The 22,581-nt window shown below is 67.1% G+C and carries 26 protein-coding genes; 9 read left to right on the top strand and 17 right to left on the bottom strand.

Annotated elements, in window-relative coordinates:
- Window positions 1-154: 154 nt before the first annotated feature.
- The 12 genes from VGS97_RS10535 to VGS97_RS10480 form a co-directional block, all read right to left on the bottom strand.
- Complete coding sequence (locus tag VGS97_RS10535; RefSeq protein WP_326853154.1) at window positions 155-343, bottom strand: hypothetical protein; 189 nt, start codon at window positions 341-343, stop codon at window positions 155-157.
- A 98-nt stretch (window positions 344-441) separates the two neighbouring features.
- Window positions 442-996, bottom strand: coding sequence for a hypothetical protein (locus tag VGS97_RS10530; protein WP_326853153.1), 555 nt, complete (start codon window positions 994-996; stop codon window positions 442-444).
- Between the two features lie 257 nt (window positions 997-1,253).
- On the bottom strand, window positions 1,254-3,353 hold the full coding sequence (locus VGS97_RS10525) for a hypothetical protein (RefSeq protein WP_326853152.1): 2,100 nt from the start codon (window positions 3,351-3,353) through the stop codon (window positions 1,254-1,256).
- A 103-nt stretch (window positions 3,354-3,456) separates the two neighbouring features.
- Window positions 3,457-4,470 carry a DUF2637 domain-containing protein gene (locus tag VGS97_RS10520; RefSeq protein ID WP_326853151.1) on the bottom strand — a complete coding sequence of 338 codons (1,014 nt, stop codon included), beginning with the start codon at window positions 4,468-4,470 and terminating at the stop codon, window positions 3,457-3,459.
- An 89-nt stretch (window positions 4,471-4,559) separates the two neighbouring features.
- The gene (locus tag VGS97_RS10515; RefSeq protein ID WP_326853150.1) at window positions 4,560-5,228 is read right to left on the bottom strand and encodes a hypothetical protein; all 669 of its coding nucleotides are present in this window, start codon (window positions 5,226-5,228) and stop codon (window positions 4,560-4,562) included.
- Between the two features lie 44 nt (window positions 5,229-5,272).
- Window positions 5,273-5,509, bottom strand: a complete 237-nt coding sequence (locus tag VGS97_RS10510) for a hypothetical protein (RefSeq protein ID WP_326853149.1) — start codon at window positions 5,507-5,509, stop codon at window positions 5,273-5,275.
- A gap of 125 nt (window positions 5,510-5,634) precedes the next feature.
- Window positions 5,635-5,955, bottom strand: coding sequence for a hypothetical protein (locus tag VGS97_RS10505; RefSeq protein ID WP_326853148.1), 321 nt, complete (start codon window positions 5,953-5,955; stop codon window positions 5,635-5,637).
- 158 nt (window positions 5,956-6,113) lie between these two features.
- The gene (locus VGS97_RS10500; protein ID WP_326853147.1) at window positions 6,114-6,296 is read right to left on the bottom strand and encodes a hypothetical protein; all 183 of its coding nucleotides are present in this window, start codon (window positions 6,294-6,296) and stop codon (window positions 6,114-6,116) included.
- Entirely contained in the window at window positions 6,293-6,514 is a 222-nt protein-coding gene (locus VGS97_RS10495; RefSeq protein ID WP_326853146.1) for a hypothetical protein, read from the bottom strand. The genes VGS97_RS10500 and VGS97_RS10495 overlap by 4 nt, the downstream gene beginning before the upstream one ends.
- Entirely contained in the window at window positions 6,511-6,975 is a 465-nt protein-coding gene (locus VGS97_RS10490) for a hypothetical protein (RefSeq protein WP_326853145.1), read from the bottom strand. Before VGS97_RS10490 ends, VGS97_RS10495 begins: the two co-directional genes overlap by 4 nt.
- A 78-nt stretch (window positions 6,976-7,053) precedes the next feature.
- Complete coding sequence (locus VGS97_RS10485; RefSeq protein ID WP_326853144.1) at window positions 7,054-7,401, bottom strand: hypothetical protein; 348 nt, start codon at window positions 7,399-7,401, stop codon at window positions 7,054-7,056.
- Between the two features lie 275 nt (window positions 7,402-7,676).
- Window positions 7,677-7,859, bottom strand: coding sequence for a hypothetical protein (locus VGS97_RS10480; protein WP_326853143.1), 183 nt, complete (start codon window positions 7,857-7,859; stop codon window positions 7,677-7,679).
- Between the two features lie 188 nt (window positions 7,860-8,047).
- Between VGS97_RS10480 and VGS97_RS10475 the strand changes: the two genes are divergently transcribed.
- Together VGS97_RS10475 and VGS97_RS10470 are read left to right on the top strand one after the other, a co-directional pair.
- The gene (locus tag VGS97_RS10475) at window positions 8,048-8,914 is read left to right on the top strand and encodes a winged helix-turn-helix domain-containing protein (RefSeq protein ID WP_326853142.1); all 867 of its coding nucleotides are present in this window, start codon (window positions 8,048-8,050) and stop codon (window positions 8,912-8,914) included.
- Window positions 8,911-9,609 (top strand): HAD-IA family hydrolase, encoded by a 699-nt coding sequence (locus VGS97_RS10470; RefSeq protein WP_326853141.1) that lies wholly within the window; start codon window positions 8,911-8,913, stop codon window positions 9,607-9,609. Before VGS97_RS10475 ends, VGS97_RS10470 begins: the two co-directional genes overlap by 4 nt.
- 65 nt (window positions 9,610-9,674) lie before the next feature.
- On the opposite strand, the gene VGS97_RS10465 is transcribed toward VGS97_RS10470, so the two are convergent.
- The 4 genes from VGS97_RS10465 to VGS97_RS10450 form a co-directional block, all read right to left on the bottom strand.
- Window positions 9,675-10,043: an STAS domain-containing protein gene (locus VGS97_RS10465; RefSeq protein ID WP_326853140.1), complete on the bottom strand. Its 369-nt coding sequence runs from the start codon at window positions 10,041-10,043 to the stop codon at window positions 9,675-9,677.
- Window positions 10,044-10,140: 97 nt separating this feature from the next.
- Complete coding sequence (locus tag VGS97_RS10460) at window positions 10,141-10,977, bottom strand: helix-turn-helix transcriptional regulator (RefSeq protein ID WP_326853139.1); 837 nt, start codon at window positions 10,975-10,977, stop codon at window positions 10,141-10,143.
- Entirely contained in the window at window positions 10,949-11,509 is a 561-nt protein-coding gene (locus VGS97_RS10455; RefSeq protein ID WP_326853138.1) for a DUF6879 family protein, read from the bottom strand. Before VGS97_RS10455 ends, VGS97_RS10460 begins: the two co-directional genes overlap by 29 nt.
- Window positions 11,510-11,520: 11 nt before the next feature.
- The gene (locus tag VGS97_RS10450; protein ID WP_326853137.1) at window positions 11,521-11,721 is read right to left on the bottom strand and encodes a hypothetical protein; all 201 of its coding nucleotides are present in this window, start codon (window positions 11,719-11,721) and stop codon (window positions 11,521-11,523) included.
- Window positions 11,722-13,386: 1,665 nt separating this feature from the next.
- On the opposite strand from VGS97_RS10450, the gene VGS97_RS10445 reads away from it, so the two are divergent.
- Both VGS97_RS10445 and VGS97_RS10440 read left to right on the top strand, forming a co-directional pair.
- A complete protein-coding gene (locus VGS97_RS10445) occupies window positions 13,387-14,439 on the top strand; it encodes an NAD-dependent epimerase/dehydratase family protein (protein WP_326853136.1) in 1,053 nt (350 codons plus the stop codon).
- Window positions 14,440-14,731: 292 nt separating this feature from the next.
- On the top strand, window positions 14,732-15,823 hold the full coding sequence (locus VGS97_RS10440) for a C40 family peptidase (protein ID WP_326853135.1): 1,092 nt from the start codon (window positions 14,732-14,734) through the stop codon (window positions 15,821-15,823).
- A 71-nt stretch (window positions 15,824-15,894) separates the two neighbouring features.
- Here the strand turns inward: VGS97_RS10440 and VGS97_RS10435 are convergent, their stop codons facing one another.
- Window positions 15,895-16,395, bottom strand: coding sequence for an inorganic diphosphatase (locus VGS97_RS10435; RefSeq protein ID WP_326853134.1), 501 nt, complete (start codon window positions 16,393-16,395; stop codon window positions 15,895-15,897).
- A 204-nt stretch (window positions 16,396-16,599) separates the two neighbouring features.
- Between VGS97_RS10435 and VGS97_RS10430 the strand changes: the two genes are divergently transcribed.
- From VGS97_RS10430 to folE, 5 genes are all read left to right on the top strand, one after another.
- A complete protein-coding gene (locus VGS97_RS10430; RefSeq protein WP_326853133.1) occupies window positions 16,600-17,826 on the top strand; it encodes a zinc-dependent metalloprotease in 1,227 nt (408 codons plus the stop codon).
- 55 nt (window positions 17,827-17,881) lie between these two features.
- Window positions 17,882-18,985 (top strand): tRNA lysidine(34) synthetase TilS, encoded by a 1,104-nt coding sequence (tilS, locus tag VGS97_RS10425; protein WP_326853132.1) that lies wholly within the window; start codon window positions 17,882-17,884, stop codon window positions 18,983-18,985.
- Window positions 18,986-19,062: 77 nt separating this feature from the next.
- Window positions 19,063-19,614 carry a hypoxanthine phosphoribosyltransferase gene (hpt, locus tag VGS97_RS10420; RefSeq protein ID WP_326853131.1) on the top strand — a complete coding sequence of 184 codons (552 nt, stop codon included), beginning with the start codon at window positions 19,063-19,065 and terminating at the stop codon, window positions 19,612-19,614.
- Window positions 19,615-19,862: 248 nt separating this feature from the next.
- Window positions 19,863-21,863, top strand: a complete 2,001-nt coding sequence (gene ftsH, locus VGS97_RS10415; RefSeq protein ID WP_326853130.1) for an ATP-dependent zinc metalloprotease FtsH — start codon at window positions 19,863-19,865, stop codon at window positions 21,861-21,863.
- Window positions 21,864-21,931: 68 nt separating this feature from the next.
- On the top strand, window positions 21,932-22,581 hold a 650-nt coding region (gene folE, locus VGS97_RS10410; protein ID WP_326853129.1), incomplete at its 3' end, for a GTP cyclohydrolase I FolE.

Below are 22,581 nucleotides of genomic sequence, written 5' to 3'. Positions count from 1 at the left end.
CCGCACCGTGAGGCCCCGTACCCCCGGCGGGGCCTCACGCATTAGGCCGCACCGGCCTAGTGGTTGGCTAGCCTCCGCAGTTCGCCGACCGTGGGTTCATCGACGGCTGCATGAGCACTCTCATCACGCTCATGATGCGGCAAACGTGGCACCGCTAGCCAGCGCTCGGAGGCTGGCGTGACTGCAGTGACAGGTAGTCCAGGGTGGCGGGGTGTTCGCTGTCGTCGGCGACATTCACGAACAGGAATATGCGGTAGGGGATGAGGCCGGTGGCGGCCAAGACGAAGCAGGCGACGGACTGAACGCCGCCGCCGAAACTGAACGTGGTCAACGGTTCGGACATGGGACGGGTCCTTTCGCGCAGGGCACAGCGATCCGGTCCCGAGCTACAGGACCGGATCGCTGTGCCCTGGTTGGTTAGGCGGTAGTTCGGGGCTCGGGTCAGGTGTCGGGGAGTATGCGGTCGATGCGCTTGTCTGCGGCCTCGGTGCGATTGTCGATGCGGGCGGCGCGTTTGTCTCCGGCCGTCAGTGTGCGGTGGAATGCGGCGTTCTTACGCGCTTCGGGTGTGAGCGCGGTGGTTTTCGCGGTGCTTTTGCTCGCGCTGGTCTTCTTGGCGGTGGTCTTCTTGGTGTTCTTGGCGGTGCCGGTGGAGCCGTTGAACCGTCCGCCTTTGCCGCGTTTGACTCGTTGGGTCATCGGCGCTGCGGTGCCGTTTACCGGGATGGCGGGCCGGGCCGCCGTGGTGGCTGTCGCGTTTTTGGCGGGTCGGCGGGTGCCGGTGATCGAGCGCACCGCGAGCGGCGCGGCGGCGCGTGCGCGTTGGATTTCCAGGCGTCGGTTGGTGCGGCGCATTGTGCGCCGAGCGTGCTGGGCGCGGAGTTTGGCGGCGGCGTGGTGGACGCGGCGGCGGACCGCGCGCTTGAGTCGGCGGGTCAGGTTCTTGCGTCGATGGCGTTGTGCGGCGCGTGTTCGATACCGGTTGGTTCGGGGCATGGGTCAGTCTCCTGGCGGTGTCACGGGGTGCGGGCGGGTGTGTCCTGTCCGGGCGTGTGAGCGTGTTTCTCGCGGGCGTGCCCGGAGTGCGACAGGCCCCGTGACAGGCGTTACATGCCTGGTCACGGGGCATGGCGGGGGCATTACACGGGGGGTTACGGGTGTAACGGGTCCCCGTGACTCACCGGGCGGGCCACGCTGGTTCGCGCGACCCGCCCGGCTGTAAAGGGGTTGTAACGGGGGTGGCCTTTACACGGTCACGCGGCCTGGTTGGGGTTCCAGGTGGCGGGCATCGCGGCTTCCAGGTCGGCGCGGCGGTATCCGGCGAGGTTGGCTCCGTCCGCTCCGGCCCTGACTTGCTTGCTGGAGCGCACTACTCCGGCGGCGGTCAGTTGCTCGGCGAGGGTGTCGGGGGTCAAATCGCCCCAGGCATCATCGTCGAGGCCGGCCAGGCCGACCAGCAGTTCGCTGGTGTGCATGGTCGTGGCGTGCCGCATCACCGTGAGGCAGTCGGTCAGGATCGCCGGAATCGTGACCTGCGGAGCGGCCAGGTCGGCGAGCTTTCCGGCGGCGTCGCCGGTCAGGGTTTTGGCGGCGATGCGCAGGGCGCGGCCCCGCTCGCAGATCACGGAGAACGCGGGCAGGTCGATGTAGTCGGTGCGCACGGTGTCGAACTCGGCGGGGCCGGTGACCAGCACGCCCACGCCCTTGTGCTCGGCGGACAACAGGCTCGCGTCGGCGCCGATGGCGGCCTTGCCCTTGCCCAGCACCATGTCCGAGCTGGTCTTGTCCACGCAGCGCACCGAGAACCGGATGCTGATCATTTCGCGCAGCTTGGTGGGCACCGAGTCCGAGTCCGGGCGCTGGGAGGCCAGGTTCAAGATGAACCCGGCCGCAGGGCCGCGCCGGGCCAGGCGGCACAGCAGTTCGAGGGCCACCTCCTTCTCCTTCTGCTCCAAAGCGGAGAAGTACTCCTGGAGTTCATCGATGATGATAAACACCGGGGGCATGTCGTAGCGCTTGGCGATCTGCGGGGTGAGCTTGCCCTCGGGGCACACCTCATCCGAGAGGCCGTTGATGATCTGAAAGCGACGCTCCATTTCCCCGATCAGCTCCCGCAGCATGCCCATGAACGCCTTGAGCGCGTCGGTTTCGGCTCCGGTGATGTACCGGTGCGCGATCCGGGACACGGCCTTCCAGTCCCGGCCGCCCTTGCCATCAGCGCAGTAAACACGCGCAAAAGGGTCCAGGGCGGCGGCCACCGCGGTGATGCGCTGGGCGAACGTCTTGCCCTGCCGGGGCAGACCGCCGAAGAACATCGACTCCCACATGAGCGAAAGGCCGATGAGCTTGCCTCGGGCGTTGCGGCCGAACGGGATCGGCTGCCACACGTCGAAGAAGTCCAGGTCCAGCAGGGGGGACGCGCTCTTGCCGCCGATGTACGGGTCATCGTCGGCGACCCACATGCCGAGGCGGGCGGCGTGGCCTCCTTCGCCGGCGCGGATGCGCCACACCATGAGCTGCACTTCGTCGATGCCCAGCTCGGCGGCCAGGGTGTCGCGGGCGGCGACCACATCAGCGGCCTTCTTACCCCCGCCCTTGGGCAGGTCCAGCACGCAGGTGTAGCCGATATCCATGCTGTCGCGCATGATCGGCTGCACAATCACCAGCTCGGCTTCCTTGCCCAGCAACCCGGCCGCGCGGAACGCGGTGTTCAGGTGCTCGCTGGTCAGCTCGACGGAGAGCGGCACGATCGCGGTGTCCAACAGCGCGGTGTTATCGGCGGGCTTGCCCACCATGCCGAGCGTGACGAACGCGGCCAGCGCGGTCGTGGGCAGGGTGGCCGGGGACATGGCCTCGCCGATGGCCAGACCCACGGTGCCGGTCAGCGAGGTGGCCAGTGCGGACCACAGGCGCAGCTTGACGCGGTGGTGGTGCTGCTCGCGCATCCGCACGTACTCGCTGCCCAGCATGCTGTCGGCCGTGTGCTTGCGCAGTTGGCGGCCCTCCAGGTCGAACGCCCAAACCCAGCCGGTCTTGATGGAGCGTCCCAGGCCGACGATGGCCCGGCGGGTCCAGCGCACGCCGTAGAGCGGCAGGCGCAGGGCGTGAAAGCAGGCCTTGAACTTGGTGCGCCGGTACATCTTGCGCGCGGTACCCAGGAACGCGTTGCGGTCGCGCAACCAGGGCGGCAGGACCGGCCCGAACTCGTCCTCCTCCTCGAACACGGCGGGCTGCATCGTGGCCGTTCTCAGGTCCGGGATCACCACCTCGTCCACGATCGCGCCGAGCATCGTGCGCCGGGTGGACAAGTCCGTGACGTTCGCGCCGTTGGCGTGGTCGGTGGTCTGTGTCATGGTCGGGCACCTCCAAACAGGGAAACAGGGCAGGGGAAGTGGAGCGGCCGCGCCCCGCTCGCGGTGAGCGCGGCGCGGCCGGGTGGCGCTGAACGGGTGCGGGTCAATGGCCGGTCATGTACCGGCGCGCGGTGCGCTCGCCGATGCCCAGCGACGCGGCCACCTGCGCGGCCGACCACTCCGGGTGCTTGGCCGTGACCTTGGCCACTTTTCCGGCCGTGTCCCGGCCGGAGCGTGGCCGCTTCGTTGGCCGGGGCTTGGCCGCGTTCTGACCGTCGTCGTGGCCGGACTCAGGCCGCTCGCTGGCCGCATCAGTGGCCGGATTCTGGCCGGGTGCGTGGCCGGTCAACGGCCGCTCGGCGGCCAGCGTCAGCGCTGCGGCCACGGCAGCGGCGTCGGCTTCGCCGAGGTTGATCTGAAGGCGCATCAGCGGGCCGAGCGCGCGGCGCCAACCGTGCGGGCGCATCTGCTTAGCCACAGCGATAGCGCCCAGCCGGGCGCGCTCCATGACCAGGGCGGCGGTGTAGGAGTGCTGGCGCCACAGGATCATGCGGCGCCACAGCTTCAGCGTCGGCCACGGCGACACCAGCCAGCGGGCGGCCGGGATCGGCTCCCTGACGCTGCCGGTGGCCAGGTTGGTTTGACGCCGCACCACGTGCCGCATCAACTCGATGAACACAACCCAAATCGAGGGCATGAGCACGTGCGCGGTACGCCCGGCCGCCGAGCCTCCGGCGGAGTAGTTCAGCCACACCGTCCCGGCGGTGGCGCCATACACGGTCCACCGCGCCAGCGGGTGACCCATGTCCAGCCTGGCCAAGACCAGATCGACGCCGGAGAACACGAACACGGTCAGGTCCACCACGATCGGCACCAGCCACGCCCAGCGTGCGCCGAACGCGGGCACCATCTCGCCGGACACCGCGCGGAACGAGAGCACCATGCCGCCCAGCGCGATCAGGGCGGCCATGATGCCGACCACGATCACCACCGTGATCCACCCGGCGCCCAGCGGTCCGGGCGCCTCCTGTATCGGCTCGGATGATTGCGGCGGGAAAGCATGCCCGTTGACGAGCGCGAGCGAGGGCCGCTCGCCGGGCGGGGCGAGGTCGAGCACGAGGAATCACCATCCTGAAAAAGAGGAAGAATAAGAACGGCACCCAGGCCGGGATAAGCGGCCGGGATGCCGTGTGCGGGTGGCGCGAGTCAGCTCGGCTCGAACGGCCCCCGGCAGGCGCCACAGATCAGCGCAGCGGTCTCGAACTGCCTGGGCGTGATCGACAACGTCCGAGGCGACTCGCACCCACACGCCACCTGGAAGCGGGTCCCGGCGCGGGACGCGGCCAACGGCGCGGCGGCCGTGCTCAGCACGCCGAGGTGCGGCAGACGCGCAGCGTCGATCGCCGAGATGACGTCCAGCCATCCGGCGGCGGCCTGGTCTTCGAGCGTCACCATCGACCAGCCCAGCGTCGGGTGCGGCTCACCCGGAACGGTCAGACCCAACTCGGCGGCCAGAGCGGCGAAACGCCGGTTGTGGTACCGGTTCTGCCGTGAACAGTCCTTGACGCGCCGCGTGTGCGCTAAACCGTGTGCGGCCTCGTGCAACAGGGTTTTGAGAACCGCCCGCCCGCCGGAATGCTGCCCGCGCCCGGCCAGCAACTCCCCGGCGATGAACAACTCCGGCAACCGCCCGCCTTCGGCCAGCGCGCTTTGCCAGCGGTCAGCGCCGAAATGCCCAAGCGTGGCAAAGCCGCGCGCCTGACGACCGGTACCCGTGATCACCACCACGGGCGGCACATCGCGATGCCGGGCGCGGATCTCGAACCAGGCCTGTTCGAGTACAGCGATGATGCGCGAACCCGCCGGTTGCGCCATGTTGCGGGCGGGGGTGGTTGACGTGAACGAGTCAGAACCCTGGCTCACCGCACTCCCCCGCGAGAACGCGCGGAGCGCGGAGTGAACAGTATGCGGACGATCGCGTAGAAACCAAGCACAAGGGTGTCGAGCAGGATCGCGGCGTGCTCCCAGCCGGGCAGCGCAACGCCCAGGATCAAGCTCGCCTGACCGGTGAGCATCAACAACAGCGTCACCAGCAGCAACAGGCGAGCCGAGGCGCCGCAAACGCGCTCGGCGCGAGACGGGACAGTGCGGGACATGAGCGCGAACGCTCCCTCCAGGCGGGGACGGGTCGGCCGGTCGGCCGCCCACGCCGAACCGCCCGCCAACCGGCGCGGATGCCGGGGCGGGCGGAACAGCGAGAACGGACGGGCTACGCCTCGTCCTAGTCCTGGTCGTCGTCGAGGCGGTTGGTGGTCAGGTCGAGGGGGTCGATGAGCGGGAAGTCGTCGCGGTCGGGGGTGTGGATGAGGATGGCGCGGGCGAGGGTGAGGGCTGCGGTCCAGGTGCCGGGGAAGTCCCGGTCGCTCTCGTGGCGGGTGCGTCTCGTGAGTTGCGCGTCCATTTCGAGCATGGTCTGCCGCAGATATTCGGTGAGCTGGGGGTTCCAGGCGCCGCCGCTCTCCGGGTTGGCGCGCAGTCGGGCCATGGCCGCGAGCAGCACGTTGCCGTGATAGATGCTCGGGGTATTCGGGTCTCGGGTCACGTTGCCCCTACGGGTCGAGGAAGCCGGGCGTGGGCCATTTCTCAGGCGCCTACCACACTCGGCTGGTGGCGCACGCAGTCTGTGCGCCCTCGCCGAACCGCCCGCCCACCTGTTCGGGGGCGGGCGGGACAGCGGGGTGCGGACAGGAGCCAAGAGCTTTAGTCGGTACGGGGAACAACCTCGGTTGTCTTGCCGACGTCTTTCGCGTAGGCCGCAACGACCGCGTTGGCGGACGACCAGCCGCTCACATGCAAGCGGGTGGTCAGCTGGCCCTTGTCGTTGCGGACCTCAACGGTCAGCGGGGTGACGTCGTCGCGCTCGGGCCGGGCCACCGCGATCACATCCCCACTCGGTTCAGCGCGTTGTGCACGATCCGGCCATGGTCGAACGCGAGCCGCGCAGGACCGGCGAGCAGCTCGGTCAGCCGTGCGCCGCGCCCGGCCCCGTGTTCGGCCAAGCGGGCGGGCAGGTCGGCGGACCAGCCGGTGTAGTGCTTGGCGTGTCCGAACGGGGCGTCGAAGTGCGGCAGGTACACCGTGCCGACCGTGGCGCCGCTCACCGCTCGCGCTCCTGCCGACTTGTCACGGCAGCGGCGCCGAGCAGCAACAGCCCGCCGAGCAGCGGCACGCCGGTCAGCACAGTGCAGCACAGCCACAGGCGCGCGGTCAGGCCGGTGGTGTAGAGGAAACCGGCGAGCGCGGCCTGCACGCACGCCCCGGCGAGGATGCCGCCGCCGAGAAAAACAAACAGGTCTGCGCGGCTGTACCGGCGCCGCAAATGCGCGGGCTTGACCAGCGCGGGCGGCCCCGCCTGATCAGGCCCGGCGGGCAGGGTGGGCATCGGCGCGTCCTGCACAACCGGCGCCGGGGCCGGCGCGTGGTTGACGGTGATCGTGGTCGGGGCGTAATGAACCACAGCCGAGCGTCCCTCGGTCACCCCCGCCCGGTACGCGGCCAACACGGCCTCGGCCAGGGTCGGGACGGTGTCGGCAACGGGCTCGGCGAGCGCGGGCTCGTACATGATCGGACTCCTGTTCTCGCGGGCATGACAAGGCAGCCCGCCCCGGGAAGTCGGGACGGGCTGCGGGACGGGCTGCGGTTAGACCGTGCTGGCCTTGACCTTGAACACCGGGGGCGGCACCGGGGCGGACGGCTTGAGCTGGACGCGGGCCGCGCGGCGCAACCCGGCCTGAGCCTGCTCCGCCTGCTGACGGGCAGAAGGCGCGACCAGCGAGGCGAGGGGAAGATCAATGCGCACGCGCTGACCACTACCAGGGCAACGGGAACGGTCGTCGGCAGCACGGTGCGGGAAGATCATGTTGCGGCGCAGGAAACGCCAGGTACCGCAGTCCGGGCACACGATCGTCCTGGCCTCGCCGGGGCGAACCTCCAGGTTGGACACGGGAAGCGTGCTCGCGAGCAGAACGTCACGGCCGTTGTGATGCATCAGGACCCTCCATCATCAAAGTGGCGCGGGGCTGGTGTTCTCCGCCCACCACGAACCGAAGATGGTCCGGGTCGCGATGGACGGGCAGCACAAGCACTGCGAGTCGCCTTCAAGACAGCGCGGGAACACGGGGACAAAACGGCAGGGGCCGCGAAGCGTCACCCGGTTCACCGAACCTCAGGCGAGAATCACTCTTCAGTTGTCAAAGGCCCTTACGGCCATGGCCACGGTCCGCGCAGCGCCTGAGCGGGCCGGGCCAAAAACCGGAAGGACGATCAGGAACGCAACGCCGACGCCATCGCCGGATCCGCCTCGATCGCAGCCCGCACCAGCGCCAGACCCATCGCCAGCGCCTGAGCCGGAGTGCCGAACACCGTGTCCGTACCGACCTGAACACGCACACTGCGGTGCACCGGGCCCAGAGCCTCGAACCGCGTCAGACGAGTCAGCGGGATCAAGCGACCAGCGAACCAAGCACGCGACGTGGACTGAACAGCTATCAGATGCCTCCGTAGTGATCCGCCGTGACTTGCCTTACCTGGCTAGCCATATTGCGTTGAGAAGAACGTAGGCTCGCTTGGCTAGTCATGTCAAGCGTTCCGAGAAAAGTCTTCTAGCTTGGCTAGTCAGCGCTAGTCTGGGAGGTATGACTGATGCTCTCGACTTCCTCGGCGTACTAGACCCAGACGACCCCAAGCAGTCGTCGCAGCAGATCGCGAACAAGCTCAGGGCAGCGATCCTCACGGGCAAGCTCGCACCTGGCGACAGGTTGCCGTCACAGCCGGAACTTGCCGCGCGGTATGGCGTGGCACGCGAGACGGTCAAGCGAGCGCTGGATGTTCTGCGCAGCGAGCGGCTGATCATCAGCCGTCAGGGGAGCGGCGCGTTCGTGCGGGCACAGACTCAGCGAGCGGTCGAGTTGAGGCCCCATATCGAGGCGGCATTCGAGAGCCCGCACGTGTCGATCGACTTCGCGGGGTTCTCGGGTGAAACGCTTCGAGATGCCATCTCTGAAGCATTGGACAAGATCAGGGTTGGACGGCTGACCCCCGAGACCATTGCCGTTCGGGTGCTGCTGTCTGACATGTCTGTGCCTATGGCGTTACCAGCGCGCGCAGAGACTCAATCTGACGATCCGATGGTTCGAGCCAGGGCAGAGAGGATTGCCCGACGCGTGGCCGACGGAATCATCGATCAAGTTCGAGAGCTTGGGGAGCTTGGCCTCGTTCGGTCGGCGACAGTTAACGTCAGGGTCCACAGCGCGGCACCGCTATTCAAGCTCTATTTCCTCAACAACGCGGAAGCATTCTTTGGCTTCTATCCTGTTGTCGAACGCAATGTCACCATCAAAGGTGAGCCGGTAGCGATCTATGACTTGATGGGCAAAGATGTGCCGCTGTTCCATTATGCGATGGGTGATGACGAGACCTCGACAAGCGCTCAGTTCGTCGAAGCGGCACGTGCCTGGTTCGATTCCATCTGGAACACGATCGCACGGGAGTACTCGGAATGAGTCAGCCGGAAAATCTCTTCCAGCTCCTTGCCGGGCGAGGATCGATCCTGCTCGACTTCGACGGCCCGGTATGCAGCATCTTCGCCCAGCATCCGGCCCCGAAGGTCGCTGACTCGTTGCGTACTGTCGTACGCGACGCGGGTGGTGAAATCGCCCCGGAGCTTGTGAGCGAGCCGGACCCGCTTGAAGTCTTGCGGTGGACCGCGAGGTTAGGGCGGCCGGACATCGTTCGGCTCGTTGAGACCAGGCTCTGCGCCGAGGAGTATGCGGCGTCTAAGACCGCTAGGCCGACGCTGTACGGCCGCGAAGTCATCGTCGGGGCGTACGAAGCAGGAAAGCCAATCGCGATTGTCAGCAACAACTCATCAGGCGCGATCACGTCCTACGTCAGTAGGCAGCGTCTCAGCGCCTATGCTTCCCACGTAAGCGGCCGGACTTTCGCACGGCCAGACCTCATGAAGCCAAACCCAGAGCCAATCCTTCGTGCGGCGAAGTCGGTCGATTCATCACCCGCTGACTGTGTATTGATCGGTGATTCGCTCGCAGATATTCACGGTGCGCAAGCCGCCGGACTTCCGGTCATCGGATACGCCAACCGCAATGAGAAGGTTGACCTGTTCACTGAGGCAGGCGCGGACGTGATTGTGACCACGATGGCGGATGTAGCGCGCGCGCTGATCGAGCTGAAGCTCTAGGCAGGTCGAAGTGTGAAGCGAATAGCAATGTGGCCCGGCCTTCTGGCCGGGCCGTTTCACTGTGACTACTTGGCACTGAGGTAGCTGAAAGCGTCGTCGAGCCCACCAAAGACCGGCATGATTCCGGCCAGTCCCATCGTCTCCCACAGGCGCCTGATGTGATGCTTCGGACCGACCAGGCACAGTCGGCCTTCACTGGCCCGTGCCCGCTTGGCCGCACCGACCAGCACGCCGATACCCGCTGAGTCCATGAACGCCAGCCCACTTAGCTCTACCGCGAACCGGTGGTGACCTATCTGAGAGTAGGAGAACAGTTCGTCGCGCAACTGGCGGCAGTTGACTGTGTCGAGCTCCCCGGAGATCTGGACTACGACGCGGCGTTCGTCGATCCAGGAATCGAGGTCGAGGAAGCCCTCGGATCGGGTCTCGTGCATCGCCGGGCCTCGTTTCTGCGGTGGATGACTCCCGACGCCACCGTCGCAGGGCCGACCGCCCCGCCCTACGAATTGCTCAGAATTGCTCGAAACCTCGTCAAAGCGCGTCTGCTGCCGAGGTGATCAGGGCGCGAGCGTCTGTCCCGTAGACGGCGCTTTCAGCGAGCGCGGTGTGAACCCGCGCGTAGATCGCGACCTCATCGGCGTGGGTGAGACGGAGCTCTGCTGTGAGGGTTTCGATGATGACCGCGTCGGCGTCGTAGAGCCAGAACCCGTTGTCGGCGTGGAACGGCCAGAGCACGGCGGAAGGTACAACGCCAAGCGTCACCGTCGTGTGGGTCGTGCTTACCATCAGCCGATCGAGCTGCCCGGCCATGACGTCCGGCGGGGCCGCGTTGCCATCCCGGAGAGCGCCTTCGGCAATCAGGAAGTCGAATCGCTTGGTCGGCAGGTGCAGCACCTGTTGCCGGTTCATGCGGATGGCGACGGCAGCGTCCACATCGTTCGGCGTGCCGTAGAGACGGGCACCCTGGGCGAGGCGGATGCGGGCGTATTCGGCGGTCTGAAGCAGCCCGGGAATGTAGTTCGGCTCCCAGACGCGTAGGTGCCGGGTGTCGGCTTCCAGGCCGAGGGATTCGACCTGCCGGAACCGCATCCCGGCCTTGAGTTGGCGGCGCCAATCTCGGAAGAACGATTCGAGAGCGGCAAGCTCCGCGCGTAACGGCGCCTCGGCCTCGGGATGGCCGGTAGCGTCCGCCCAGACGCGGATATCGGTAGGGGAGGGCGTCTGCTTGCCGTTCTCAATCTTGCTGACCTTGGACGGGAGCCAACCACACGCAGTGGCTAGCTCCCGTCCAGTCATGTCCGCGTCTCGGCGCAGTTGGCGCAAGTGCGCGCCCAGGGCCTCACGCGCTTGGGCGACGTTGGTCGTCAAGGCCGTGCCGTTTCGCATACCGGTCGCGCTGCTCGGCGTAGTGCCAGGCCGCATCGCGGGCGGCATTGGCCGCAACGACGCGGGCCGGATCGGTGACCGGCTCAGCGCCGATCAGGTTGTCATCTTCGGTGAAGTGGAGGACATAGAGGCGGTTCGAGTCGAACAGCCAGTAGTCCTCATCGGGTAGCTCGGTGACCGCGTGATGTGTGCGCGGCAGGTAGCGAATGTCTTCCCCGGCCGCATTCGTGCCAGCGGCGAGCCAGACTCCGAAGCGCGTGTAGTCAGACCATGGTTCCGAGACGATACGAACCCGCGTGATCCGTCGTCCGGCCGCTACGTGTTCTGAGATCAGTGCACGATAGCCCCTGGTCCACTCCAGATCGACCACGCCCGCACCGTTGAGGAACTGGCGAAGCGGCTCGACCTCGTACGGCATGCCCGCGTAGGACTCCCGCACTTCGAGGCGGAACGCGGTATGCGCGAACTGGGTGAACAGCGCTTCGAAGTCGTCTCCGGTGAGTAGCGCGGTCAACTGTGGGTCCTCTACTCGGTGTCTCTGGGCAGGTACTTGAGCAAGCTGTAGGGGATTTCTACCAGGGTCTCGTGCGCGGGGGTCTTCGCGTCGGCAAGAGCTTCCGGGTCATCCACGATGTACCCCTGGATCACGAGCGTGTCGCGGTCGGTCTTGTAGACGCGGGGCGAACCGGTGTTGCCGGACTCCCCGCCGACGAACTGTAGGCGCATGTTGCTTCTCCTCGCTCGGTGTTGCTCAGGGTTTCTTCTAGAGCAGCGCAGGTGTGACGGATCGTCAATAGGCGCTTACGGGTTGCATATACTTCCGGTCATGCCGCGCGATATGACCAGGAACGGTAGCCGCACTGGGCGGTCTAACAGGCAGTTGACGACGGAGGAGATCCGCCGAGTGCAGTGCGCAACTTGTCTCGCCGCGCGCGGCGCACCGTATCGTGATCAGTCGAGAGTCCTGACCTACCACCATGACGAGCGCAAGCGCGTGGCACGCAGGAAGCTCGGCATGGCACGCAAGCCGCTTCAGCGAGAGTTGAGGAAGGTCCCTGCTGCCTTACCCGAGGGCCGCCGCAAGTGCGGGACCTGCAAACAGACCTTCCCGCTTGCTGAGCTTGAATGCGGCAGGTGCGAGGCCTGTCGTGCAGGTGGTCGCCCTTCAGAGTGATGACCTAGTCTCGGTTACGGTCTCAGTCCACTGTCGTCCACCCCGTCCATACTCGTCCGTCCTGTCGGGCTGACCTGCGCAGCGGACTAGCGCGGACGTTCGTGGATGAGCCCCGGAGAGGCTCGTAATGCGTAGGTCATCGGTTCAATTCCGATAGGGGGCTCCGCGGCAAGGCCAGGGCGTCTCTCATGTCGAGAGGCGCCCGTGTCGTTCCTCGACTGCACGATCAGTGGCAGTGGGTGACTTAACTCGACCGGGGCTTGTCGTCGGCTGCGACGCGAACGCGGGATCACCACTCTGACAACGGCTGCGGTGCGTTTCGGACGTGTCGGCGGCCCGGCGGCGGGTCAAATTCCAGCAAATGAGTTCTCAGATTCGCCTGCACGGCACTCGCCGTAGCTCTACACTCGCGCCAAGTGCACAAAGCAAACGCAGTTGCTTATGCAATTGCACGCGAGGTTCGGATGCTAATGCACGGAGGACGATCACACCGGACAAACGCATCGTGCACAGTCGTGGCACCTGTCAGAGCTCCCGCCGGCCCACTGCGCTGCGCAACTGACGGCCGTCGGCGAAGCCGCCCCGCAACCCGCGGGGCTCGGTGGAGCCGGTGACGAGGAGGAGCTGATGGGCGATCAGACGGAGAAGAAGGGGCCGGGGCCGGACCGGCGGTTGGAGCGGGCGAAGGTGCTCGCGACGCTCACCGACGCGCTCACCCGGATCCTGAAACTTCTGCGCCGCTGATCAACGAGGCACCCCGCCGCTTCGCGCTCGGCGGGGTGCCTTCGGCTATTGCATCACGAAAACGCTCCGGGGCGCGGCGGTTTGCGCGACGGCACCACGCCTGGTCATGCCGGCCGAGTTCGGAGAACCACCAAACACAGCCGAAGAACCATCAGACACAGTCGGGAGCCGTCATGCGCAGCCGAAGAGCCGTCCTGAACGGTTCGGATCCACGGCCAGGGCGTCTCGTACGCCGAGAGGCGCCTCGTCGTTTTTCGGATTGGCGCGGAAATTTACCGTGAATCGCATGCTTCTCGTGGTCTGACGACGATGCAGAGTGCGGATTCGTTGGCGCGCAAGCCCAGGTCGCGCGGATCTTGACGGCGGACCCGCGAACCGATACAGCCCTCAGTGTTTTGCGATGGCAGGTTTCGGATACGATACGCTCCGGAGCGTATCGTATCCAAATTCGCTGAGTTCGCAGGAGAATTTCGATGCGGGTGTTGGTCACCGGCGGCACCGGGTTCATCGGGTCGCATTCGGTCGCCGGGTTGATCGCGGACGGGCATTCGGTGCGGTTGTTGGTGCGGGATCCGTCGCGGGTGCCGACGGCACTCGGTCCGCTGGGTGTTGACGTGGAGTCGATCGAGGTCGTGTTGGGGGATGTGACCGACGCAGAGGCGGTGGATAACGCACTCCTCGATTGTGACGCAGTGTTACACGCCGCGTCGGTGAATTCGTTCGACAGCCGTGATCACGCTCGAATGCGGCGGGTGAACGCGGCGGGTACCGATGTTGTGTTGGGTGTGGCGGCGACCGAGGGCGTCGATCCGATCGTGTACGTGTCGGCGTTCAGTGCGTTGCTGCCGACGGAGAAGCCAGTGATCACGCCGGACGGCGACGTGGGGCGGCCTCGCGACACTTATATGGCGACCAAGGCCGAAGCGGATCGCATCGCGCGGGACTATCAGGACGCCGGGGCGTCCGTGGTGATCACGTATCCGGGCGCGACGCTGGGGCCGCACGACCCGCACGTCGGTGACCAGCTCACGCGGCTGCGCAATGTGCTGCGCGGGATGATGCCGATGTGGCCGAACGGCGGCTGCCCGATGGGGGACGTGCGCGACGTGGCGCGGCTGCACGTGGCCGTGATGGAGTCGGGGCTGGAGCCGCGGCGATTGATCGCGCCGACGCGGTACGTTTCCACACGTGAGTACATGGAGACGCTGCGCGAGGTGACTGGCAGGTCGCTGCCGGCGGCGTTCCTGCCTGCCGGGGCGTTGTTGCCGATGGGGCGGCTTACCGAGTGGATGCAAAGAATTGTGCCGATGCACATCCCCATCGAGTACGGCGCGATCTACACCTGTCTCGTCAGCAAGCCCGTCGACACCTCCGCGACCAAGGAACTGCTCGAAGGCGGACAGCAGTTCGACCTGAAGCGCTCGCTGACCGACGCGGTTCGCTGGCTCTACGGGAAGGGTTTGATCTCGCGTCGGATGGCCGGTACGGCGATCAGCGCCTCGGCGGGTAGCTGGGGCGGTCGGTGACGGTATGGGTGGCGAGCGCTCGCTTCGTTAGCTTTGTGTGCTCGTATTCATGTTGATCGTAGGATGGCTATTCCTGGCAATTAGTGTTTAAGCACGCACACGGGTGACTCGGTGCGTGTCGGGCGGAATGGCCCTTTGGCGCAAAGGCACGATCGACGACGGAACGCGTTGTCGACCGTGGGAGGTGCCAGTGGGCAGTCGTCGAGTGAGCATGGCTCGAAGGGCCATCTGCGGCGCTCTCGCCTGTGCAGCGATACTGGGGCCGGCCGTTGGTGGCGCTTATGCCGATCCGGTGTATCCGGGCCAGGACCAGGTCAACCAGGCGCAACAGGCTGTGCAGCAGGACAAGCTGGCGGTCGCGCCGATCCAGGCTCAGTTCGACGCCGCGCAGCAGCAGCTCACTCAATTGGTGCAGCAGTCACAGATCGCCGCCGAGCGTTATGACGCCGCCACGCTGCGGTTGCAGCAGGTGCAGACGACGGCGCGGCTCGCCGCGGTTCGGGTGGCCGTTGCGCAGCGGCGATTTGGCGAGGCGCGCTCGGATCTCGGTCGCCTGGCCGCAGCCGCCTACCGGGACGGCAACGGGCTGGGCTCGGTCAGCCTCGTGCTCAACGCCGACGGGCCCGAGCAATTCGCGACGGGCGCCCACGTGCTTCAGCACCAGGCGATGGATCTGAACGCGACACTGCGGGCAGCGGACCGTGCACGACAGGACGCGCGGGACGCCCAAACGGCGGCGGACGCTGCTGTACAGACATGTATGGCAGCGCAGACGCAGGTCGCGCAGGCTACGCAGGCCGCTCGGACAGCGGTGGCGGCGGAGCAGAGCCAACTCGCGGCGATGAGCGCGAAGCGCGATGCGCTGCTCGCGCAACTCGCCGCGGCGCAACGCGTTTCCGTTCAGTTGGAGCAGCAACGGCAGCAAAGTTTGGCAGAAGAGGCGGCTCGGCAAGTTGCGGAGGCCGGTGCGGGCAGCTTCCCTGCGGGTAACTTCGTTGTGCCGGCTTATGACGGCTCGGCCGCGAGCAGGGCGCTCGCCTTCGCTTACGCGCAGCTCGGCAAGCCGTACGTGTGGGGAGCGACGGGTCCCGACTCGTTTGACTGCTCGGGGTTGACCATGGAGTCGTGGGCGGTGGCGGGGGTGTCCCTGCCGCATTTCGCCGCGTTCCAGTATCAGGCCAGCCACCCGATCGGCTATGGCGACCTGCGGCCCGGCGATCTGCTGTTCTGGGCCACCAGCAGCCACGACCCGAACACGATCTACCACGAGGCGATCTACGTCGGCGGTCAGCAGATGATCCAGGCGCCGCGGACCGGCGAGAATGTGGAGGTCTCGTCGATCTGGATGTGGGGATCGGTCCAGTTCTTCGCTCGGCCGGACTGAGTGCGCGCGTTGCTCGGTGCGGGCGGTGTGCTGATGGGACCGTGAAACGGTGGGTCAGTGAATCTGGCGGGTCAGTGGGCGTCGGCGTCGGGGCTTTCGGCGAAGCGCAGGCGTGAGCGGCGGATCTCCTCCTCCGCCTCGGTGCGTCCGACCCAGGTGGCGCCCTCGACCGACTTGCCCGGCTCCAGGTCCTTGTAGACCTCGAAGAAGTGCTGGATCTCCAGCCGGTCGAACTCGGGCACGTGGTGGATGTCGCGGATGTGCTCGACCCGCGGGTCGCTCGCGGGGACGCACAGGACCTTGTCGTCACCGCCCTTCTCGTCCGTCATCCTGAACATGCCGATTGTGCGGCAGAGGATCAGGCAGCCGGGGAAGGTCGGCTCCTCAAGCAGCACGAGGGCGTCGAGGGGGTCGCCGTCCTCGCCGAGGGTGTCCTCGATGAAGCCGTAGTCGGCGGGGTAACGCGTCGAGGTGAACAGCATCCGGTCCAGCCTTATCCGGCCGGTCTTGTGGTCCACCTCGTACTTGTTGCGCTGGCCCTTCGGGATCTCGATCAGGACGTCGAACTCCATCGTTCCTCCATGGGTTACCCTCTGGGCCTTACCGCACCAGTGTCCCGCATACGGGCAGGCGTGCGAGACAAGTGACGCCGCCGAGTGATCAACGCAACATCTCGCAAGATGATGATGGCGGTGGGTCGGCGGCGTGCATACTCATCGACCTAATTGGGCAACGTGTAGCGCTTCAGAAGGATCGCCGCGGGATACGTTGAAGGTGTGGCGAGTGACGAACTGATCGACTGGTCGGTGGCCGAAGCGACCGCGCGCCGCTTGGTGCGCCCAGGACCCGCCGTCAGCGCGCGTCAGGCGGAAGCGGCGGTGGCGGAACTGAGGCGAGCTGCTTCGGCGGCTCAGGGCCATGTGCGCGCCTTCGCGAAGCTTGAGGCGCCGCAGGACGACTCACCGGTCCTCGTCGTCGGCCGTGAAGGCTGGGTCACCGCCAACATCGACGCCGTGCAGGAGCTGTCCGCCCCGCTCGCTGAGAAGGTCCGGCAGTGGCGTGAGGGCGTCGTGCCGAGTGGGGTGCGGTCCACTGCGAGCACAGTCGGAGCCAAGCTGACCGGGCTTGAGCTCGGGGCGCTGCTGGCCTATCTCTCGCACCGCGTGCTCGGCCAGTTCGACCCCTTCGGCGGTGGCACTGTGTCGACAGCCAGTGCGGAGGCAGGCGCTGTGTCAACCGGCGCTGTGTCGACCGGTTCTGGGCGGACCAGCCCCGGACGGCTGCTGCTCGTCGCGCCCAACATCGTCCACGTCGAGCGGGAGCTCGGCGTCGATCCGAGCGACTTCCGGCTGTGGGTCTGTCTGCACGAGGAGACACATCGGGTCCAGTTCAGCGCGGTGCCGTGGCTGCGTGAGCACATCCTCGGCGAACTCGGCACGCTGATCGCCGAGCTCGAAGTCGAACCCGCCGTATTCGCGGAACGCGTAAAGACAGTCGTGCGGACGGTAGTGGGCAACGGTACGCCGTCGCCTACGCCGTCCACTCGACACGCCGACATACCAGCCGATCGAGTGGGTGACACCGCCGACCCCGTCACTCCTGCCAACGGGCTCTCGTTGTTGGATATGGTTCGCACCCCTGCGCAACGTGCCGTGATCGGGCGGTTGACCGCCGTCATGACACTGCTGGAGGGGCACGCCACCTATGTGATGGACGGGGTCGGCCCGCTGGTCGTGCCGTCGGTCGCGGAGATCAGCCGGGAGTTCGGCCGTCGCAGGTCGAGGAGCCGGCTGAGGCCGGAGACGCTGCTGCGCAAGGTGCTCGGACTCGACGCCAAGCTGCGGCAGTACCGCGACGGCGAGCGCTTCGTGCGCAGCGTCGTGGACGAGGCCGGGATCGACGGCTTCAACCGCGTGTGGACCTCGCCGAACACCCTCCCGACCCAGGCGGAGATCAACGATCCGGCTGCCTGGATACGGCGGGTTCCGCTGCGCCGCGGCTGAGAGGCCCGGCCGGGGCGCAGCCGCCACGGCCGACTTGGTTGAGGAGTGGTCAGCGATGGGACCGGTGCCCGCGGTGGCAGCGATACGCCTGGCAGTACGGCACGCGCTGAAGGACCATCAGCCAGGGGACCTGGTGCTCGTCGCCTGTTCCGGGGGAGCCGACTCGCTCGCGCTGGCTTGCGCGGGTGCGTTCGTCGCCCCCCGGCTCGGGCTGCGATGCGGGGCGGTGACGGTGGATCACCGCCTACAGGAGGGGTCGGCGCGGCGTGCCGACGAAGTCGTGAGGCTGCTGCGACAGCGCGGGCTTGACCCGGTCGAGTCCGTCGCTGTGACGGTCGGCCGCGACGGGGGTCCCGAGGCCGCCGCGCGCACGGCCCGCTATCAGGCGTTGGACCAACTGGCCGATCGTCTCGGCGCCCGCTCGGTACTGTTGGGCCACACGAGGGACGATCAGGCCGAGACGGTTCTGCTGGGGCTGGCCCGGGGCTCCGGAGCCAGGTCGCTCGCCGGGATGCCGGCCCGCTTCGGCCCGGGGGACAGATATCGCCGTCCGCTGCTGGAGATCTCCCGCACGGTGACTGAGGACGCCTGCCTGGCTGAGGGCGTCGTGCCGTGGCGGGATCCGCACAACGCCGACCCCGCGTATACGCGTTCACGTATCCGCCATCAGTTGCTGCCCGCGATCCAAGACGTACTCGGGCCCGGGATGCCTGAGGCGCTGGCACGTACCGCCCGAATGTTGCGTGAGGACACCGAAGCACTCGACCACTGGGCTGCGCGTGCCCTGGAGGAGTGCCGACACGTAAAAGGCGGCCTCGACGCGAATTGCCTCGCGGCACTGCCCACCGCTGTGCGCCGTCGAGTGATAAGGCTCGCCGCGCTGCGTTCTGGCGCTCCGGCCGGCACTCTCGCCGCAGTTCACATCGAGGCGGTGGACGCGTTGGTGACGAACTGGCGGGGGCAGGGACCGCTGCATTTGCCCGGCCCGGTCGTAGTGCACCGGGCGGATGGCAGACTGGCTTTCGGCGAACAGGCCCTGGGCGAGTCGGGGACGGCGCCGGCACACGGTGCACGCGGTGGAGACGGCGGCGCACTCGGTGAAGACAGCGGCAGCGGCGGCAAGGGCAACGGAAAGCGCTGCACGCCGACGCCGGTGTGACCGGTGACCCCTCCGACGCCGTTGCGGGCACCCGCCGCCGACCCCGGCCGCGCACCGAACACGAGGAGACTGTCCCGGTGGACGAGAAGGACATGGGCCCCGACCTGGAGCGGGTGCTCCTGACCGAACGTGAGTTGGCGGAGGGCGTCGCCCGCCTCGCCACCGAGATCGACAAGGACTACAACGGTCGCGAACTGCTGCTGGTCGGCGTGCTCAAGGGCGCCGTGATGGTCATGGCGGACCTCTCCAGGGCACTGCACCGCTTGGCCACGATGGACTGGATGGCGATCTCGTCCTACGGCGCCGGAACCAAGTCCTCCGGAGTGGTACGCATCCTCAAAGACCTGGACACGGACATCGAAGGGCGCCATGTGCTGGTGGTCGAGGACATCATCGACTCCGGCCTGACCCTGTCCTGGTTGCTGTCGAACCTGCGCTCGCGCAACCCCGCGTCGCTGGAGGTCTGCGCGCTGCTGCGCAAGCCCGACGCGGCGAAGGTCGAGATCAAGGTCAAGTACGTGGGCTTCGACATCCCGAACGAGTTCGTCGTGGGGTACGGACTGGACTTCGCCGAACAGTTCAGGAATCTGCCGTTCATCGGGACACTGGCCCCTCACGTCTACTCGTGAGGGGCCAGTGGCTCGGTGAACCGTTGGGCGCTGTATCGGGACACTGGCCCCTCACGCCTACTCGTGAGGCGCTGGCGTCCCCTGGCACTGCGGCTCCGGACCGGTATTCGTGAAAGAAGTCGGGAACGCACGCACCGCGTAGGATCGTTGGCAGAGTGTTGGTCGCCCCGGCGTTGGGCGCCCAACGTTTCAGCAGTTACCCACCAGGGACGAGCCGGCAGAAGGGACGGGGCTGGTAGCTCCGGACGATGGACGTGAAGCGAATTTTCCGTGGCCCAACCATCTGGGTCGTGCTGGCCGTGCTCGCCGTGCTAGCAGTGATGAACATCGTGTCCTCTGGCGGCGGCGCGACCTCGGTCGACACCTCGAAGATCATCACCGAGATCGACGGCAACCAGGTCAAGTCGGCTGAAGTCACCACCGGGTCCAGCCAGACCGTGCAGGTCACCCTGAACGACGGCACCAAGCAGGTCACCACCTACCTGAACGACCAGCAGGGCGCGAACATCACCACCGCCTTGGACAACGCGGTGAAGGACGGCAGGCTGTCCGGCGGGTACAACGTCGTGCAGTCCAAGCAGCCGTGGATCATCTCGGTCCTGGTCACCCTGCTGCCGTTCGTGCTGCTCGTGGTGGTCTTCCTGGTCCTGCTGAACCAGATGCAGGGCGGCGGCTCGCGGGTGATGAACTTCGGCAAGTCCCGGGCCAAGATGATCACCAAGGACACGCCGAAGACCACCTTCGCCGACGTGGCCGGCGTGGACGAGGCGATCGAGGAGCTCCAGGAGATCAAGGAGTTCCTGGAGGCCCCGGCCAAGTTCCAGGCGATCGGGGCGAAGATCCCCAAGGGCGTGCTGCTCTACGGCCAGCCGGGTACCGGCAAGACGTTGCTCGCGCGGGCGGTGGCCGGCGAGGCGGGCGTGCCGTTCTTCTCGATCTCCGGCTCCGACTTCGTCGAGATGTTCGTCGGCGTCGGCGCCTCCCGGGTGCGCGACCTGTTCGAGCAGGCAAAGGCGAACGCCCCGGCGATCGTCTTCGTGGACGAGATCGACGCGGTCGGCCGGCACCGGGGCGCGGGCCTCGGCGGCGGTCACGACGAGCGTGAGCAGACGCTGAACCAGCTGCTGGTCGAGATGGACGGCTTCGACGTCAAGGGCGGGGTCATCCTGATCGCCGCGACGAACCGGCCAGACATCCTGGACCCGGCGCTGCTGCGGCCCGGCCGCTTCGACCGGCAGATCGCCGTGGACGCCCCGGACCTGAACGGCCGTGAGCGGATCCTGAAGGTGCACGCCAAGGGCAAGCCGCTCACGCCTGACGTCGACCTGATGGCCGTGGCCCGGCGCACCCCCGGCTTCACCGGCGCGGACCTGGCGAACGTGCTCAACGAGGCGGCGCTGCTGACCGCACGCTCGGACCGCAAGCTGATCGACAACAACGCGCTGGACGAGGCGATCGACCGCGTGGTGGCCGGGCCGCAGAAGCGTACCCGGTTGATGAGCGACCACGAGAAGAAGATCACCGCGTACCACGAGGGCGGCCACGCTCTGGTCGCGCACGCGCTGCCGAACACCGACCCGGTGCACAAGGTCACGATCCTGCCGCGCGGCCGCGCCCTCGGCTACACGATGGTGCTGCCCGACGAGGACAAGTACTCGACGACCCGTAACGAGCTGCTCGACCAGCTCGCCTACGCGCTCGGCGGCCGGGCGGCCGAGGAGCTGGTCTTCCACGACCCGACCACCGGTGCCGGCAACGACATCGAGAAGGCGACGCAGCTCGCCCGCGCGATGGTCACCCAGTACGGAATGACCGAGCGCCTCGGCACGATCAAGCTGGGCCAGGACAGCGGCGAGGTCTTCCTCGGCCGCGACATGGGCCACCAGCGCGACTACTCCGAGGAGGTCGCGGCGATCGTGGACGAAGAGGTCAAGAAGCTCATCGAGACCGCCCACGACGAGGCCTGGGAGGTCCTGGTGGAGAACCGGGACATCCTCGACCGGCTGGTGCTCGAACTGCTGGAGAAGGAGACCCTGGACAAGGCCCAGATCGCGAACGTCTTCCGGGACGTGCGGATGCGCGCGGCGCGGCCGGCCTGGACCGGGTCCACCCGGCGGGTGCCCTCGGACCGCCCGCCGGTCAAGACGCCGAAGGAGCTGGAGCTGGCCAAGGCCAACGGCAGCATCAATGGCAACGGCGGGTCGGTGCTTCCCGACCTGCCCGGACAGAGCGGCTTGGCCGACAGCTGACCTGACCTGTACCGAGGCGGCCGGGGCCAGCACCCCGGCCGTTTTCGGTTTTCGGTTAACCTCGACCCATGAGTAATTCCCACTCCTCCATAGGCGAGCGTTCCGGCGTGAACGCGGTGTCGCTGCACGGTGAACCGGGACTGGAGTCCCCGGACGCCGGTCGCGCGGTGGGACCGTTCGACGAGAAGCGGGCGGAGAACGCGGTCCGTGAGCTGCTGATCGCGATAGGCGAGGATCCCGACCGTGACGGGCTGCGCGACACGCCCGGCCGGGTCGCACGCGCCTACCGGGAGATGTTCGCCGGACTGGGTCAGGCCCCGGAGGACGTGCTGACCACGACCTTCGACCTGGGCCACGACGAGATGGTCCTGGTGAAGGACATCGAGCTCTACAGCTGCTGCGAACACCACCTCGTTCCGTTCCACGGGGCGGCCCACGTCGGCTACATTCCTTCGGTGGACGGGCGCATCACCGGTCTGTCGAAGCTGGCGCGGCTGGTGGACGTCTACGCGAAGCGTCCGCAGGTCCAGGAACGGCTGACCACACAGATCGCCGACGCACTGGTCCGGATACTTCAGCCCCGAGGGGTCATCGTCGTAGTGGAGTGCGAGCACCTGTGCATGTCGATGCGAGGGATACGGAAGCCCGGAGCGAAGACGGTGACGTCGGCGGTTCGGGGGATGCTTCGTTCCTCCGCGACTCGCGCAGAGGCGATGAG

It is taken from the genome of Actinocrinis sp. (assembly GCF_035946395.1).
Lineage (GTDB): Bacteria > Actinomycetota > Actinomycetes > Streptomycetales > Catenulisporaceae > Actinocrinis.
This window is presented reverse-complemented; position numbering and strand designations above follow the sequence as displayed.